Source organism: Streptomyces sp. NBC_01515, from assembly GCF_045040345.1.
GTDB lineage: Bacteria > Actinomycetota > Actinomycetes > Streptomycetales > Streptomycetaceae > Streptomyces.
This window is the reverse complement of sequence record NZ_CP109416.1, coordinates 723,820-740,542: the sequence shown is the minus strand read 5'-3', so window position 1 is coordinate 740,542 and position 16,723 is coordinate 723,820. Positions and strand designations below refer to the sequence as shown.

13 protein-coding genes and 1 pseudogene are annotated in these 16,723 nt (G+C 70.3%); 6 read left to right on the top strand and 8 right to left on the bottom strand.

What is annotated here, in order from left to right:
* Positions 1 to 136: 136 nt before the first annotated feature.
* Together OG407_RS02850 and OG407_RS02845 are read right to left on the bottom strand one after the other, a co-directional pair.
* On the bottom strand, positions 137 to 1,033 hold the full coding sequence (locus OG407_RS02850; RefSeq protein WP_405854185.1) for an IS982 family transposase: 897 nt from the start codon (positions 1,031 to 1,033) through the stop codon (positions 137 to 139).
* 224 nt (positions 1,034 to 1,257) lie between these two features.
* Positions 1,258 to 2,154: an NAD-dependent protein deacetylase gene (locus tag OG407_RS02845; protein WP_405854663.1), complete on the bottom strand. Its 897-nt coding sequence runs from the start codon at positions 2,152 to 2,154 to the stop codon at positions 1,258 to 1,260.
* Positions 2,155 to 2,371: 217 nt separating this feature from the next.
* Between OG407_RS02845 and OG407_RS02840 the strand changes: the two genes are divergently transcribed.
* From OG407_RS02840 to OG407_RS02830, 3 genes are all read left to right on the top strand, one after another.
* Positions 2,372 to 2,914: an EF-hand domain-containing protein gene (locus OG407_RS02840; RefSeq protein WP_405854662.1), complete on the top strand. Its 543-nt coding sequence runs from the start codon at positions 2,372 to 2,374 to the stop codon at positions 2,912 to 2,914.
* Positions 2,915 to 3,681: 767 nt separating this feature from the next.
* A complete protein-coding gene (locus OG407_RS02835) occupies positions 3,682 to 3,996 on the top strand; it encodes a hypothetical protein (RefSeq protein ID WP_405854660.1) in 315 nt (104 codons plus the stop codon).
* On the top strand, positions 3,984 to 5,024 hold the full coding sequence (locus tag OG407_RS02830; RefSeq protein ID WP_405854658.1) for a helix-turn-helix domain-containing protein: 1,041 nt from the start codon (positions 3,984 to 3,986) through the stop codon (positions 5,022 to 5,024). The genes OG407_RS02835 and OG407_RS02830 overlap by 13 nt, the downstream gene beginning before the upstream one ends.
* Here OG407_RS02830 and OG407_RS02825 read toward each other — a convergent pair.
* Positions 5,021 to 6,763, bottom strand: coding sequence for a CocE/NonD family hydrolase (locus OG407_RS02825; RefSeq protein WP_405854656.1), 1,743 nt, complete (start codon positions 6,761 to 6,763; stop codon positions 5,021 to 5,023). The genes OG407_RS02830 and OG407_RS02825 overlap by 4 nt on opposite strands.
* A gap of 136 nt (positions 6,764 to 6,899) precedes the next feature.
* Between OG407_RS02825 and OG407_RS02820 the strand changes: the two genes are divergently transcribed.
* Entirely contained in the window at positions 6,900 to 7,106 is a 207-nt protein-coding gene (locus OG407_RS02820; protein ID WP_405854654.1) for a hypothetical protein, read from the top strand.
* Positions 7,107 to 7,238: 132 nt separating this feature from the next.
* On the opposite strand, the gene OG407_RS02815 is transcribed toward OG407_RS02820, so the two are convergent.
* Together OG407_RS02815 and OG407_RS02810 are read right to left on the bottom strand one after the other, a co-directional pair.
* The gene (locus OG407_RS02815) at positions 7,239 to 7,643 is read right to left on the bottom strand and encodes a nuclear transport factor 2 family protein (protein ID WP_405854652.1); all 405 of its coding nucleotides are present in this window, start codon (positions 7,641 to 7,643) and stop codon (positions 7,239 to 7,241) included.
* 228 nt (positions 7,644 to 7,871) lie between these two features.
* Positions 7,872 to 8,456: pseudogene (locus tag OG407_RS02810) on the bottom strand (carbohydrate binding domain-containing protein); the annotation flags it as partial.
* A 764-nt stretch (positions 8,457 to 9,220) separates the two neighbouring features.
* Between OG407_RS02810 and OG407_RS02805 the strand changes: the two are divergent.
* Positions 9,221 to 9,793, top strand: coding sequence for an RICIN domain-containing protein (locus OG407_RS02805; protein ID WP_405854650.1), 573 nt, complete (start codon positions 9,221 to 9,223; stop codon positions 9,791 to 9,793).
* A 702-nt stretch (positions 9,794 to 10,495) separates the two neighbouring features.
* On the opposite strand, the gene OG407_RS02800 is transcribed toward OG407_RS02805, so the two are convergent.
* From OG407_RS02800 to OG407_RS02790, 3 genes are all read right to left on the bottom strand, one after another.
* Positions 10,496 to 11,518: a DNA-directed RNA polymerase subunit alpha gene (locus tag OG407_RS02800; RefSeq protein WP_033280953.1), complete on the bottom strand. Its 1,023-nt coding sequence runs from the start codon at positions 11,516 to 11,518 to the stop codon at positions 10,496 to 10,498.
* A 358-nt stretch (positions 11,519 to 11,876) separates the two neighbouring features.
* Positions 11,877 to 13,682 carry an ABC transporter ATP-binding protein gene (locus OG407_RS02795; protein WP_405854648.1) on the bottom strand — a complete coding sequence of 602 codons (1,806 nt, stop codon included), beginning with the start codon at positions 13,680 to 13,682 and terminating at the stop codon, positions 11,877 to 11,879.
* Positions 13,679 to 15,748 carry an ABC transporter transmembrane domain-containing protein gene (locus tag OG407_RS02790; RefSeq protein WP_405854646.1) on the bottom strand — a complete coding sequence of 690 codons (2,070 nt, stop codon included), beginning with the start codon at positions 15,746 to 15,748 and terminating at the stop codon, positions 13,679 to 13,681. The genes OG407_RS02795 and OG407_RS02790 overlap by 4 nt, the downstream gene beginning before the upstream one ends.
* A 92-nt stretch (positions 15,749 to 15,840) precedes the next feature.
* Between OG407_RS02790 and OG407_RS02785 the strand changes: the two genes are divergently transcribed.
* Entirely contained in the window at positions 15,841 to 16,641 is an 801-nt protein-coding gene (locus OG407_RS02785) for an AraC family transcriptional regulator (protein WP_405854644.1), read from the top strand.
* Positions 16,642 to 16,723 lie beyond the last annotated feature (82 nt).

Genomic DNA, 16,723 nt, shown 5'->3' with positions numbered 1-16,723 from the left:
GGGTCTTCACAGTTGAGCGGTGTGCTGATTCGGCTTGCTGACGCGACGTCACGCTCGGTGTCGGGTCGAGCGGCTTGGCCCTGGACGCAGGGCGCCCGTCGGCCTGCGTGCGCTAGATGAGTAGTTCCGATGTGTCTCAGTGGTCGTAGGCGATCAGTGACCTGGTGATGGGTGCGCCGATGGCGCGGTTGTGCCAGATCGCGCAGGTCATCGCCAGGATCCGCTGGGCCACGCGGACGCCGACGCCTTCGATGGTCCGGCCGCCGTGGTGTTCGAGGTCGAGCTGGCCCTTGAGGGTGTCGTTGACCGACTCGATCAGCTGCCGCACGGTCTTGAGCAGGGCTTCTGCGGGGTGTGGGGTGCCGCGGTTGCGGTAGGAGGGCCGCAGCAGCTGGATGCCGCGGGCGGCGAGGAAGCGGTCGAGTTCGGCGGCGGTGTAGCCCTTGTCCGCCAGGATCAGCAGGCCCGGCCGGGCGGCTGCCAGGTGCGGCTCCTCGTCGATCAGGGCGGCCAGCACCTGCCGTTCGTCGATCTTCGGGTCGGCGAGGGCCCAGGTGACGGGCAGTCCGGCCGGGGTGCACACCAGGTGCAGTTTCAGGCCCCAGTAGAAACGGGAGTGGGAGCGGCAGTAGCCGTAGTTGGCCCAGCCGGCCAGGTCCGAGCGGCGCACGGTTTCCCGGGAGCGGGCGCACTCGACGGGCGTGGAGTCCACGACCCACAGCGGGTCCAGCCACAGGTCGGTGTCGGCTGCCAGTGACCGGATGACCCGCTTGACCAGGGGCAGAGCCGCTCGCAGGCGCTTGTTGTACGCGGGCCGCTGCGGCAGGTACGGGAACATTCTGTGCAGGTGAGCGTGCGCGAAGCGCAGCCATCGGGCCTCGCAGTGGAAGCCCAGGACGGCCTGGGCCACCGCCAGGGTCACCAGCTCGGCATCGGTCAGCAGCGGCGGACGCCCACGCCACCGCGGTGTCTTCAAATGGTCATCGACATGCACGTACAGTGCCGTCAAGAGGGTGTCTAAATCGGTCGTCACAACCCGATGTTGGACACCCTCCCTGCGTCCGTGAACCCCACAATCGGAACTACTCGTCTAGCTCCGACGCACCTGTTTCTACCGAGGTGTGAAGGTTTCTTGGCATGGGGCCCTGTCGGCGAATGCACCCTCGGCCGGCTCGTGCACGGCCGCGACCTCGCTCGCGACTACGGTCCCGGTGAACCCGGCTTCGTTCAAGGCCGTCATCCAGACAGACCTGTTCCTCAGTCCGTCGGCCCGCCGACCGGAATGCCGAGTCGGTCGGCGACGGTCGTCAGGGCCGTTCCCAGCGGCAGCGCGACCCGGGTGAGGGCGTGCGGGTCGCCCCGGGTGGGGTCGCGGTTGACGATGAGCACCGGCTTGCCCTCCTGGGACGCCTGACGGACGAACCGCAGCCCGGACATCACCGTCAGCGACGAACCGAGGACCAGCAGCGCGGTCGACTCGCGGACCAGCTTCCGGCAGTGCTCGACGCGCTGCGGCGGAACCGCCTCGCCGAAGAACACCACGTCCGGTTTGAGGACGCCCCCGCAGTCGGCGCACGGGACGACGCGGAAGTCCCCGACCTGCGCGTCGGTGAGGTCCGCGTCACCGTCCGGGTTGAGCCCGGCGGCGACCGGGGCGAAACCCGGGTTCTCGGCCTCCAGGCGCCGGGCGAGTTCGCGGCGTGGGCTGATGGCGCGGCAGGAGAGGCACACGACCCGGTCCAGGCTGCCGTGGAGTTCCACGACACCCTCGCTGCCGGCGGCCTGGTGCAGGCCGTCGACGTTCTGGGTGATCACGCCGGAGACGTGGGCGTCCCGGGCGAAGGCTGCCACCGCCAGGTGCCCCGCGTTCGGGCGGGCCCGCCCGAAGGTGCGCCAGCCGAGGTGGCTGCGCGCCCAGTACCGGCGCCGTGCGTGCGCGCTTGCGGTGAAGTCCTGGTAGGTCATCGGGGTGTGCCGGCTCAGGCTCCCGCCCTCGCCCCGGTAGTCGGGGATGCCCGACTCCGTGGAGATGCCCGCCCCGCTGAGCACCAGCACTCCGCCGGCGTTCAGCGCGTCGACGACCGGCTCCAGGTCGGTGGTGCCAGGCAGTGGGTCCGTCGTAGGGGTCCAGCTCAGGGTGGGGCGCATGCGCATGCCGCCAGGGTACGGAATCGGTGGCGGCCCTCGGCGGGCGTGGACGATTGCCGGGGAACGGTCCTGCATCCGCCGGGGGCAAACCGGCGCCCGACGCACCGGGCGGGCGCGTGGGCGCGCGGGTGCCCGCCGCGGTGAGCGCGAGCGCCGTTGCGGGGCGGTCGGTCGCGGAAAGCATGTCCTCAGTACTGAAGTACTGCGAGCGAGGAGACACCTGATGTCCAGCGAGTTCCAGCGGACCAAGCTCCGGGCCATGTTCGAGGCGTTCGACGCGGACGGCAACGGCTATCTGGAGGAGGCGGACTTCGTGGCCCTGGCGGAGCGCTGGGGCCGGCTGCCGCGAGTGAGAGAGGGATCGGAACTGGCGGCGCGCGTGGACGGCGTACTGAAGGGCTGGTGGCAGCAGCTGTCGGAGACCGTCGACACGGACCGGGACGGCCGGATCGACATGGACGACATCCTCGCCATGGTGGACATGCTGCCGACCATCCCCGAGGCCGTCACCGCCACCGCCGACACCATCTTCGACGCGGTCGACGAGAACGCCGACGGGCGCATCTCGCGCGGTGAGCACCAGCGTCTCGTCGACACCTGGCACGGGCGGCCCGTGGAGACCGGCGGTGCCTTCGACCGGCTCGACCAGGACGCCGACGGCTACCTCAGCCGCCCCGAGTTCGCCACGCTGTGGACCCAGTTCTGGATCAGCGACGACCCCGCCGAACCCGGCAACCTGATGTGCGGCCCGTTCAGCGCCGGGTGAGTCACTGGCGAGGGTCGTCACCCGCTGGATGTGTCGCTGGACAGTGCGCCGACTGAGCCCCACCTGACGCCTCGCCTGACTGGCGACAGCCTTGTCCGCGACGTCCGGGACGGTGCCCACGGCGCTGACGTCGAGAGGGTCCGCAGTCGGATGAACGGCTAATGCCTCGACATCCTGAGCGGCCCACCTGAGCTGCAACTCATGAACAACGGCCCGGCCCGGCACAAGACGTGCCGCGCCGGGCCGAGCCACGCTCATCCGCGCACGGGGTGAGACCCGCGCACCGCGCCTGAGGCAGGGGCGGAACGGTCCGCTGTCACTCGGACGGGACAACGGGCCGTCCGGGTCTGAAGCTGTGAATCCTCATCGCGACCTTGTGGTCATCGTAAAGAAACGTCAATACTCCCGGAGGAGAGTCCTCCACTTCCGCCGTGGTGACCTCGACGCAAGAAGTTCCGCGACAGAGGACATTCCGTGACTGAGGACAAAGGAGTCCGACATCGCATGAGACGTCACCTGGTCACCACGCTGGCGTCGGCGTCGGCCTGTCTCGGCGTGGTCGCGAGTCCCACGATCGCCAACGCCAACGCCAACGCCAACTCTGGCTCCGGCTACACCACTTACTCGAACGTGTCGTACGCCTCGGCACAGAGCGAGAGCAAGTCGGTCCCCGTGGTCGCCTCCGTCGACTGCACACTGAGCGGCAGCGTCAAGTCCCCGTCTCCGTGGTGGGCACCAGCTGTGGCGTCCGTTCTCTGGAAGGCGCCATGGGTACGACCGGACCCTCCAGCTGCGTCGACGCCGTCGTGGACCTGTCCGGACCCACCGACTTCGCCAAGGCCGCCGGGCAGTTGAAGCAGGCCAGCCCGCTCACGTACATCTCGTCCGCCCGCAGGCTCCCGGCGTTCCTCATCGGGCATGGCGACGCGGACGACCAGATCCCGATCGGGCACCTCGAAGGGTTGCGGGAAGACTGGGACCAGTACAGGACCGGCGCTGAGCCTCGACACCATCGGCTCCTTCTTCCGAGCCAACCTGCGCTGACGGAGCCGAACGAATCGAGACGGTCATGCACCACGTAGTAGCCAAACTGGACGCCCTCGACCCGGAGGCGGGAGCCGCCATCAGGGTCATCGCCCGGTTCGACGAACTCGTCGAAGGGCACGCGGGGTTGGGGCCCATCCTGTCCGCGGCGGCAATACTGACCGGCTCACCTGCCCGGCTGATCGACGAACGGTTCGCCGTCGCCCTCCGCGCCGACCTCGACGGCCGGGTCGAGCGCGACGGCGGACCGATCGATCCGCGCTGGATCGGCGCACCCCTCGTGCCGGGTGGCCGGCCGGCGCTCTGGCTGGAGCGGGTCGGCCGGCACTCGCTGATCGAGGCAATGGTGCTCGATCGGGTCGCGTTCGCCGCCCGTGAGGTGCTCCATCGCACCCGCGACGCGGCCGGGAGGAGTGCGGGCCCGTTCTCGGACGACCCGGCCGCGGTCGAGGTGCTTCTGGACAGCGCCGCGAGCGAGAGCGACCGCCTGCACGCGGCCCGGCTGCTGCACCTGCCCGGAGGGGCCGACCTGCGGGCGGTGGCGTCCGCCGACAGCGCCGGACAGATCGTGGCCGCCGCGAAGGACGACGGGGACGGCGCCGCCCGGGCGCGACGCTGGGGCGGTCTCGGACGTACGGGCATCGGACCCGCCGTTCCCCTGCTGGAACTCCCACGGTCCTGGGGCCGGGCCAGGACCGCACTGCGCTACGCCGCCGCGGGCACCGACAACGACCCAGGACCCGGCGTCGTCCTCTTCGAGGAACTCGGCACGCTGGCCCTGCTCGTCGACGCCCTAGACCCCGCCTCACCGCCGGACGACGTCCGCGCTCTGGAGAAGGCGGCCCGTTCCGGTCCGTGGGTCTTGCGCACGCTGGTCGAGTTCACCTCGCACGGCAGCCTGAGGCTCGCGGCGGCGGCCCTGTACGTTCACCACTCGACGCTCAAAGGCAGGCTCACCGCGATCGAGCAGTCCCTGGGGTTTCCGGTACACGAACCCCAAGGCCGACTACGGGTGCAACTGGCCCTCGCCGCCCGCCGGTTGCTGCTCCACCCGGCAGCACGCTAGCGCTGGACGACGGGCAGGATGATCCGGCTGGGGTACTCGGCGCCGCGGTGGATCCGGTTGACCGCGGCCACCATGTCGGAGAGGTGTTCCTGCGCGATGATCCCGCCGGTGTTGGAATTCCGGTCGTAGCGGGGGAAGTTGGAGCTGGAGATCTCCAGCATGATCCGGTGTCCGGCGAGGAAGACATTGGCGGTGGCGATGAGATCGACCTCGATCTCGTACACCTCGCCGGGAGTCATCAACTGCGGGGCGTTCAAGCCCTCCCGGTAGCGGCTGCGCAGGATGCCGTCGCACAGGACGATGGCCCGCCCGTCCGGGTGGACGTCGACCAGTTTCGCGGTGAAGTCCGTGTCCACGGCCGACGAACTCACGAACAGCCGTGCCGACACCGGCCCCGTCACCTCCACGGGCTCCTCCAGCACCTCGGTCGTGAAGACCAGCACGTCGTCACGGTCGTGCAGCGGGCGCTGGTCGGCGGGACCGTCGTATCCAGTGAGGCTCATGAGGCTGCCGCCGAGCGAGGGCACCGGTCGAAGCGGGTCGTAGAGGTACGTGTCGACGAAGTCGCCGGTCGGCTCGGCCGTGGACAACCGCCCCGCGCCCGCGGCGCTGTTCGCTGGGCCGTCGCCCTCCAGGTAATAGTTCCGGTAGTCGGTGTCGGGCAGCGGCCAGTCCGGCTCGTCCCGCCACTGGTCGACCCCCATCACGAACAACCGCACCGGCAGCCGACCCTCCAGCGCGTCCGGCCGTCCCTTCAACCACCGGTCGAAGAAGGCGATCTGCTGCTCACCCAACGCCGTGACGTCCGTGCCGGCCGCCATTCCGAAGTCACGGTCCGGGAAGAAGCCGACGTGCCCGACGGGCATATGGGACCAAGGCCCTACGATCAGTCGCTGACCCTCCCTCGCCTCCGCCGTACCGGCCCCCGCCTTCATCTCCGTGAAGTCACGCAACGTCTCGCCGATGAACAGGTCGTACCACCCGCCGATGTGCAGCGCGGGTGTCGTGAGCGTAGCCACCTGCTCCAGCGCCGACAGGTCCCGCCAGGACTGGTCGCGGTCGGGGCGGCTGATCGCGGCATCGACCATCCAGGGCAGGTGGGCGGAGATCAACGGCTGGTCGGCCACCGGCGTGTGCTCGTTGCGCCGGGACCGGTCCGCCACACGCGCCGCGAGGGCGACCACATCCGCGACGTCGGCCCGCCCCTGCGCGAGATCCCGCTGAGCCTTGCCCAAAGCCATGAGAGTGGCCCAGCCGAGCACGGTGTCCAAAGACAGCGCCCCACCCCGGGAACGCCAAGGCGCCGCGTACAAGTCGGCCGTCGTCATCATGGGAGCGATCGCCTTGAGCGCCGGGACCTTGGACGAGGCGGCCAGGAATTGCACCATGCCCAGGTAGGAGGCCCCGAACATGCCCACGTTGCCGTCGCACCACTCCTGCTCGGCCAGCCAGGCCACCGTGTCGGCGCCGTCCGAGGCGTCGTCCACGTGCGGTACGAAGACACCGTCCGAACCGACGGTTCCCCGGCAGTCCTGGACGACCACCGCATAACCCCCGCGCAGCATGCCGTACAGGGTCGGCATCAGGCCGCTCTCCAGACCCGCCTTCTCCTTGTCATAGGGCGTACGCGCGAGCAGCACAGGCATCGGCTCGTCCGTCTCCGGTCGCCAGACGTTCGTCGACAACTCCGTGCCGTCCCTCATGGGGACCCGCACGTCAAAAGCGGCTCCGTACTTCATCGCACACCTGCCTGCCCTAGGGAAAACCGTCCTGCGATTGTGCGGCCGGATCAGGCGGGCGACGGCTAGCCGGATGGCGGACGATTCCCGCCATCCGGCAGCGCTTTTCCCACCTGACCCGGCCACACGATCGGGGATGGTTTTCCTGAACGAACCCGTCGGCCCTCTCCCTCCTTCCGATCCCGGGCCGACCGCCATCGCGACGGCGTGCGAGGAGCAACTGGCCCGATTCGTAGAGGTGTTCCGCGCTGATGGCGTCGCGGTCGCGGACGCGGCGATGCACGAGGGCAGAGCGGCCGTCCTGGAACCGGCCGGTGACCTGACCCGACCTGACCTGGCCTGACCCGGAACGGCGCGCTCGCGCTGTCCGAACGGGGCGAAGAAGGCCATGGGCGACTTCAAGGGCCAGGGCTTTGTTCACCAAGGAGAGTGCGGGGTGGAGGTGGAACCGAGCTAGCCAAGGACCGGGCAGGGTTCAGTCCCTGGTGATCTCCCGGCCCGGCATCGGCTCCGCGAGTGCTGTTCGCCATTCGGGCGCACCGAAGGTGTTCGTGAAGTACTGCGTCTCGTGCACCACATGCCCGTGGGCGAATTCCATGATGCTCACCGAGTAGGTGGGCGCCCCGTCGTACGTGATCACGCACTCGCTCACCCACAGCTCCCCGCTGCCGGTGATCCGGAGGACGCTGAAGTGCCGGTCGGCAGGGTGGCCGCCGCGTTGCGCAGCGATCGTCGCGCGACCCCGGAACCGTTCCCCTGACTGGGGATAGTCGAGGATCGCGTCCGGCGCGTAGATCGCGTGCTCGGTTTCGCCGTCTCCCTGCTCCGACGCTTGCCAGTGTTCCTCGATCGCGGCACGGGTTCGGATATCAGGGTCCATCGCGTGGTCCCTTCTGCGGGCGGGCGAAAACGATCCGGGGGCCTGTCAGCGCTGCGCCCTCCAGGTGCCGGGTGCTGGGCTCGGGCACACAACGGCAACAGCGTAGACCGTCCGGACAAAGCAGGCCTGGCCGCAGCCCCCCGCCTGGAACGATTCGTGGCGCCCGCTGTCCTGTCCGGGGGACGCGCGGAAGGGCAGCCCGCACACGGGTGGCCCTTAGGGACGAGTGCCGCCACCCGGCCCGTTCAGGGTGATGTCGTCGGCGTAGTACGTGCCCTGGGCGTACCAGCCGTGGACGTAGATGGTCGCGGTGGTCTGGGACGCGGCAGTGGTGAAGGAGACGGTCAGTCGGCTGTAGGCGGAGGGGGAATTGGTCCAGGTGGAGGTGGCGCCGTTAACGCCCAGGTAGACGTAGGCGCCGCGGACCCAGCCGCTGAGTGAGTAGGTGGTGTTCGGCCGTACCGCGACGGTCTGGTCGCACTGCGCGGTGTCGCTCGAACTCACCGTCCCCTGGAGGGCTTTGGAGCCCGAGTGGACGGGAGAGGTGACGATCGAACCCGGGTTGCCGGGGCAGTTCCACGGCGAGACCCTGCCCGACTCGAAGCCGGGGTTGGTCAGGACGTCCGAGGCCCCGACCGCGCTCGGGGCGGCCGACGCCGGGGCGGCCGAGGGGCTTGCCGGGGGTGCGGCCGGGGTGGCTTCGGTGGGGCTGGGGATCAGGAGGGAACAGCCGAAGCCGGCGACGGCCGCCGCGGCGACCGCGATCACCACGGCCGCGCGGCGCTGTCCGGGCCTCAGGCGCGGGCGGTCCACCGGGCGCGGTGGCCGGACGTCGCCGTGGGGCGCGGGGATTTCCTCCGTCCTGACGCCGGGGACGGGTGGGAGTTCCTCTGTGTCGCCGCCGGTCGGGGTGTGGGGGACGGGTGCGGCCTCGGTTGTGTGGGTGCGGTAGTCCTTGTCCTGGCGTATGTCTTCGAGCAGTTGGGCCAGGGCGTCGGTACGGCGCGGGCGCAGTACGCGGATGGGTTCCAGCGCGGTGCGGTCGTCCGGTGAGTCGGAGGCGGGCGGTGTGGGCACGGTGCGTTCCTTCCGTCCCGTGGCGGGGACCGGGGCTGTCCCTTGCGGAATTGATACGCAACGCCCGCGCCGGAGGTTCAGCTGGTGCACCGCAAGCTCCAGGGCGCGTTGGTCTGGCAGGACCGCACAGCGCGTGCGTGGGGAGCCGGCCCGCTTTTCTTCTGGTCGGCCGCGGTTGTGTGCGACGGGCACACCTGCTCGCCGAAGCGTCTGAGGACGACCGTCGGAAACCGGCACTTTGGCGAGCGGTTCATCCCCCGCTGCTCGATGCCATTCCCCGCATCCGGGGTCTGCGCAGACGCCCCGGGTAATCACACCGAGGATCGCCCGGCATAGTGCCCCCGCACTGCTGGCGAGCGGCGGCCGGTCCGCTGAGCGGAACAGAGGGCGACGGCGGGCTGTCGGCGGAACACGCTGTCCACGAACAAGGCGATATCGGATAGGGGAAATCGGATATCGGATATCGGGTTTCCGGTCGACAAGTCAGAGGAGTCATGGCGATGAAGATCCGAAACAGGATCACTGTCCTGGCGGCGACGTTGGTGAGTTGCGCGGGCATGGTCACGTTGGCGACGGGGGCCAGTGCCGCCACGCCGACCGCGGACTCTACGGCGGGTATCACCGCCCGCGTCACGGCCGCGGCGGCCGCGAGCAGCTATCACACGATCAAGAACATGGCCTTCGCCCAATGCGTGGACGCGCCCGGCGGGGTACTCAACGTCAGACTTCAGCTGGCCAACTGCAACGGTTCCAGCACCCAGAACTGGGCTTTCGTGTCGACCGGTGCGACGGACACCTACTACCTGGTGAATCAGGCGAGTGGGTACTGCGCCGAGGTCAACAACGGCACCAGCGTTCCCGGAGAGGCCGTCGACGAATACCTCTGCGACGGGCTGGCGTCGGAACAGTGGGTCGAAACCGCCGCGATCGTCGACCAGAAGGGCGGCGCGAAATTCCGGCACGTGGGCACCAACCTGTGCCTCGACACGGTCGGCAGTACCGGCAGCCAGCTCATGCAATGGAGTTGCGACGACGCACACCCGGCAGCGGCCCAGGTGTGGACGGTGAGTTAGGCCGTTCCTGAGAGGCCTGTCATTCACCGTGTCGGCGATTCCCGCCTTATCGGAGGGGCGGGGCGGGCGGCCGGAGGGCTATGGCCACCGTGTGACGCTTGGTGCGGTCCGCTATGTCACGGACAACGGCATCAAGTGGGCCGACCCGCCTGCCCCGCATTCCGAGAACCCCACAAAGGCTTTGTCCGTGCCGCGTTCCGTGACTGAGAATTCGTGGCGTGGCGGACATGGGAACCAGCGAAGAATAGGCACCGGACGGCCTGTTGGGCTGGTGCCGTCAACATGGTCGTGCGGGCGGAGGACCTGGAGAACTTCCGGGTCAAGGGTTTCCACAGCGAGGCTCTCGTCCGCGGCCTCAACGGCTACCGGCGCGACCCGGCCGCCCCGCGGACCCTGCAGGACCCGTGGAGGCGCGAGCGGGCCCGGAGCTGGGCGGACGGCCGGAACAGCCATCTGGAGGTGAGACGCTCCACCTCGCCCACTTCGGCACCAGGGGAGCCCGCTACAGCCGTAGGCCACCGCCCGTGGAATGGACTCCCGAGCCCTGAGCGGGACGTTCGACAGTCTCGCCGAGGTTCGACAGTCTCCCCAAGGTCTGTGCGCCGACGCGGAGCCGGCCGAGGTTTCCCTCCGGGCCGGGAACAGTGTGGAAGTCTCCTGTTCCCGGCCGCGGAGTGTCACCAAGGCCGGCGCAGCGCGGCATCAGTACTGCTCGGTCTCCACGAAACCGGCGTCCACGTCGTCGTCGGCACCGTAGGTGTCGGCAGCGGCGGACAGGTTCAGTCCGGGCGGGCTGTCCTTGAGGCCGAGGCCCATGCCGGCCAGCTTCTCCTTGACCTCGTCGATGGACTTCGCACCGAAGTTGCGGATGTCCATCAGGTCGGCCTCGGAACGCGCCAGGAGTTCACCCACCGAGTGGACGCCCTCGCGCTTGAGGCAGTTGTAGGAGCGGACCGTGAGCTCCAGCTCCTCGATCGGCAGGGCGAGATCGGCGGCGAGGGCGGCGTCCGTCGGGGACGGGCCCATGTCGATGCCCTCGGCGTCGATGTTCAGCTCGCGGGCGAGACCGAACAGCTCGACCAGGGTCTTGCCGGCCGACGCCATGGCGTCACGGGGACGCATGGCCTGCTTCGTCTCGACGTCGACGATCAGCTTGTCGAAGTCGGTGCGCTGCTCGACACGGGTCGCCTCGACCTTGTACGTGACCTTCAGCACGGGCGAGTAGATCGAGTCGACCGGGATACGCCCGATCTCCTGACCGACCTGCTTGTTCTGCACGGCGGAGACGTAGCCGCGACCGCGCTCGACGGTCAGCTCCATCTCCAGCTTGCCCTTGCCGTTGAGCGTGGCGAGGACGAGATCGGGGTTGTGCACCTCGACACCGGCCGGGGGCGCGATGTCGGCGGCGGTGACCAGACCCGGACCCTGCTTGCGCAGGTACATCACGACGGGCTCGTCCTGCTCACTGCTGACGACGAGCTGCTTGATGTTGAGGATCAGGTCGGTGACGTCCTCCTTGACGCCCGGCACGGTGGTGAACTCGTGCAGCACTCCGTCGATACGGATGGACGTGACCGCCGCACCCGGGATCGAGGAAAGGAGCGTACGGCGCAGGGAGTTGCCAAGGGTGTAGCCGAAGCCCGGCTCCAGCGGCTCGATCACGAACCGGGAGCGGAACTCGTCGACGACCTCTTCGGTCAACGAGGGGCGCTGAGCGATCAGCATGCGGTGTTGCCTCCAGTGGTTTGGCGCCCGCTATGTGACGCCGTAGACACCACGAAGCCTACGGGGCGGCGCGGGCGATACGGGCTCCGCCGTGGCCGAACCGCCCGTCTCCCTGCCCTGGCGAGGAGACTTTGGGCTGATCGCAGCCGCCCGCCACCCCCACCCACAACCGTTTCCGCCTTGCCCATGTCCCCAGCACTCGGGTGCGCGGCACGGGCAGGTATGGATGTGAGGTCAGGGTCGGCTGATGTCGTGGTCATGGAGTATATGCGGCTCCAAGATCGCATCGGTCAGCGCGGGGTCGTGCGGGGCGTGCGCGGGTCGTGCGGAGCCGAGCGGGGTGGTCGATGGTGCCCGGTCACTCGGTGCCGCGTGACCAGGCGGCCCACAGGCGGGCGTAGACCCCGCCCGCCGACCGCAGCTCGTCGGGGTGCCCCCGCTCGATGACCCTGCCGTCGTCCATCACCACCACGACATCGGCGGTGGCAGCCTGGGACAGACGATGGGCGACCACGACCGCCGTACGGCCCTCGGCCGCCGCGAGGGCCGCCCGGTCGAGGGCCTGGGCGGTGTCGCTGCCGCCCTCCGCCGTGGCTTCGTCCATGACGACCACCTCGGGGTCGAGCAACAGCACGCGGGCCAGGGCGAGTTGCTGTATCTGGCGCGGGGTGAGACCGACGCCTCCGGTGCCGACCGGGGTGTCCGCGCCGTCCGGCAGGGCGTCGATCCACCCCGTCGCGTCTACGGCGGCGAGCGCGGCGTCGAGGTCCGACGCCGAGGCGTCGCGGCGGGCGAGGCGGAGGTTGTCCGCGACGGTCCCCGGGAACAGGTGGTGTTCCTGGGTCACCAGCATGATCCGGCGCCGTCCGTCCGGCGTGGGGGCGGCGAGGTCGGCGGTGTCGGTGCCGCCGAGGGTGATCCGTCCCGAGGACGGGAGGCGCAGGCCTGCGACGAGGCTCGCCAGCGTGGACTTGCCCGAGCCCGTGGCGCCGACTATCGCCAGCCGTTGCCCGGCGGGCAGTTCGAGCTGGACGCCGTGCAGCACGTCAGGGCCGGTGCCGTAGCGGTGGTGGACGTCGTGCACGACAAGTGTCTTGTCCTGACGGTCAATTGGGCCCTGCGGGCGTTCGTGCGGTGCGGGTCCGTGGAGTGTGACGCCGACGATCCTGGCGAGGCCGGCCGCCGCCTGCTGCACACTGTCGAAGCTGCCGAGCATCATGTTGACGGGGTCGAACAGCCCCACGAAGAACAGCGCGGCCGTGGTCGCGGCGCCCACATCGGCCGGCCCCGCGTGCACCAGGGCGTACGCCGAGACCAACACCGCGCTCAGGCCCACGAGTTCGGCGCCGTTGAGCAGGCCGTAGAACCTCGTCGCCGCGTGCGTGGCCCGGAGTTCGTACGTCATCGCCTCCGCCGAGGTCGCTTCCACCCGGGCGTACCGGCCCGGGCCGAGGCGCAGCGCGCGCAGTGTGGGCAGCGCGGCGAACGCGCCGAGCAGCGCCGAGGCACGGCGTCCGTCGGCGGTGCGGCCCGCCGCGTAAAGCGGCTGCGAGGTGCGCAGATACCAGCGCAGGGCGTACGCCTGGAGCGGCGCCGCGAGCAGTGCCGCGAGCGCGAACCGCCAGTCCAGGGCGGCCAGTCCGACGAGGGTCGCGGCGATCGTCAGCGCCGCCGCGACGAAGTTGCCCAGCGCTCCGGACGCCACCTGCGACACCCTGTCCACGTCACCGGAGACCCGGGAGACCAGGTCGCCGGTGCCGCCCGCTTCGACGACGTCCACGGGCACGGCGAGCGCCGCCGTGACGGCGTCCTCGCGCAGCCGGGCGGCGACGGGCTGCACGAGCCGGGCCGACAGTACGGCCGCGCACCAGCCGGTCATGGCACCGGCCGTGGCGGCCCCCGCCAGGAGCAGCACCGGGCCGACCAGCGCGCCGGAGGCACCTCGGTCGGCGATGGCCTGGGTGATACGCCCGATGGCCGTCGGCCCGGCGAGGGCGAGCGCGCTGTCGACCCCCAGGGCGGCGACGACGGCCCACAGCATCAGCCACCTGCCCTGAAGCGCGTCCCGAAGGCGGGCCCGCGTCTGCCGAGCCGTGGCCACCGGCAGCAGCGGTGCGGGGGTGAGGGGCTGATGGGTGGGTGCGGGTGCGGGTGCGGTGGTCATCGGGCTGTGGTCCTGGGGGTGTTGCGGTGCGGGGGAGTTGGACTGGCGCTGGGGTGCGCGGCCGTTGGGTCGGTGCTCGATCGAGTGGCCTTGGGCTGTGGGGGAGTTGGACCTGTGCTCGGCGCAACAGATGTGCCGGGCGCGGGAGATGGATCGACGCTCGGTGCAGTCGTCCTGGAGTACGCGGGTGTCGGATCGGTGTTCGGTGTGGTCAATTCGGGGCGCCGGGGTGTCGGGTCGGCGCCCGGTGCACTGGTCCTGGGATGCGCGGACGCTGGACCAGCCCCCGGTGTAACGGCCTCGATCTGCGCGGTTGTTGAACCGGCACCGGGGGTAGCGGACTGCGTTGGACCGGCACCCGGTGCTCCGGCCGCATCCGGAACCCGCCTGCCCATCGCGGAGATGTGGACGACGTGATCGCAACGCGCCAACCACGCGGGGCTGTTGGTGACGACCAGCGTCGTGCGACCCGCCCTCGCCCCGCGAACGCGCTCGGCGATCGCGTCCTCCGTCACCGTGTCCACGGCGGTGGTCGGTTCATGCAGGACCAGTACCGGCGGCCGGGCCGCGAGCGCCCGTCCGAGTGCGACGCGCTGGCGTTGACCGCCGGAGAGCAGTTCGCCCCGGTCGCCGACCGAGGTGTGTGCGCCTTGCGGTGTCGCGGCGATGACCTGGTCCGCGAAGGAGGCCCGGGCCGCCTCGGTCAGGGCGGGGCCGTCGTCGGTGAGCGCGGCCAGGTTCTCGGCGATGCTCCCGGGCAGCAGGGCCGCCTCGTGAGGGGAGACCAGCACGGTGGCGCGCAGGGTGTCCAGCGGAAGTGCGGCAAGATCGGTTCCGCCGACCAGGATCCGGCCACCGGGCGGGTCGGCCTCGCGGGCCAGCAACCGCGCGAGCGCGTCGGCCGCGGCCGGGTCGTCACACACCAACCCGGTCAACACCCCTTCTGTCGCGTGCCATTGGGCCCGTGCCCCACCCGGCAACTCGACATCACGGAACTCGATGCCCAACGACCCGGACCCGGGCGGGAACTCGGACGCCGACCTGGACTCGGACACCGTCCCCGAGTCGGCCAAGGACGGGGACGAGCCGCCCACCGTCACCTCCGACACCGCCGCCGGTGCGACGAGCACCGCGTGCACGCGCCCCGCGGACGCCACCGCGCGGGCATACGCCGCGTGTGCCGTGGAGACGACCCGCATCGGACCGATCACGAACTGCGCGAGACCGAGCGCCGCGATCAACTCGCCCAGGCTCAACCGGCCGTCCAGCGCGAGCCGTCCGCCCAGCGCCACGGTCGCGGTCAGATACAGACCGGTCGCCAGCCCGCCCACCGCCAACAGAGTCGCCTCGGCCCGTGCGGCCCGGCGCGCGGCCCCCACGGCGTCCTGACTGACCTGGACGTAGTCCGCCGCTACGGCTCCTTCGGCGCCGATGCCTTTGAGGACCCGTAGGCCTCGGACGAGGTTCTCGGCGATTTCGGTGGCCCGTGCCTGGTGGACCTGTTCGGTGGTGCCGGCGCGGCGGAGCGTCCGGGAGAGGCGGTTCTGCGCGGTGAGCAGACAGGCCGTGCCGACGACCACGAGCGCGGCGAGCCCGGGGGAGATGCGCAACAGGAGGAGGACCGAGCCGAGCAGCACCACCGTCGCGGCCACGGTCGAGGCGACCGTACCGGTGAACGTGCCGACCCGGTTGGTGTCGGCCGACGCGCGGCTGAGCAGGTCGCCCGGCGGCAGCGTGACACCGCCGTCCGGACGCAGCACCCGTGCCGTGAGTGCCATCCGGAGCCGGTGCTCGGTGTGCTGCTTGGCCCGGGCCGAGGCGCGGGCGCCGAAGCGGTAGGACATCGAGAGCGCCAGGAAGTCCGCTGCCAGCAGGGCGAGTTGGCAGGCCATCGACCCGGGCGTGCCGTGCTGGACGGCCGTACCGACCGTCGTCCCGACGATCACCGGCACCAGCGCCTCGCCCAGCTGGTGCGTCGTGTACAGAGCCGACGCCAGCGCCAGGTCCCGTCGTCGGGCGGACAGGGAGTGCCACAGCAGGGCATGCGGCGAGTCGGGTGGGGTCACCCGGCTACGTTAGGGTCACCTTACTTTTGTCGTAAACGCGGCAGTACGCCAAGAGATGTCGCGCAACAGCCACGGGAGACAGGGTGCCGGACATGGCACAGGACGCACAGGACACCTCCATCGATCTGGAACGGTTCGAGATGGAGCGGGGGCAGACCTTCCAGCACCACTGGCACGACGACCATCAACTCGCCTGGGCCAGATCGGGGGTTGTCATGGTGGACATCCAGAACCGGTGCTGGGTGCTGCCGCCGCACCTGGCCCTGTGGATACCCTCCGGGCTCCGGCACTCCACCGGCGCCCTGCGCGAGTCGGTGCTCCAGGGCATCTACCTGGACCCCGAGCGCTGCCCGCTCGCCTGGAGCGCCCCAACGGTGCTCGCGGTCTCGCCGCTCGCCCGGCGCCTGATCGAGTACCTGGCCGGCGAACTCGCCCCGGACGCCCGTGTGCACGCCGAGGCCGTCCTGCTGGACGTGCTGCGTCCGGCGCCCGGTGCCGTGTTCGAACTGCCGCTGCCCATCGACCCCCGGGCCCGGGAACTGGCCGCGCTGCTGCTGGACGATCCCGCGGACCCGCGCGGCCTGGGGGAGTTCGCGCATGTCGTCGGTTCGAGTGCGCGCACGCTGTTGCGGCTGTTCCTCGCGGAGACGGGGATGACGTTCAACCAGTGGCGGGTGCACGCTCGGCTGCAGGCCGCCCTGGCCCACCTCGCCGAGGGTGCGCCCGTCTCCCGCGTGGCCGAACGCGTCGGCTACGCCACCCCCAGCGCCTTCGTGGCCGCGTTCCGCCGCCTGACGGGTTACACCCCGGCCGCCTACTTCGCCGACCTCCGGAGCCGGGACGCCGATACCGGGTATTCGGCAGGGTCGGCAACTGGCGGATCCGCGACATGACATGGCGTCTGCGTGGCTTGTCCCGCCGAGCCGGACGGTCATAACGTACTTAGGCAAGGCTAAGCTAAGTGCTAATTACTCC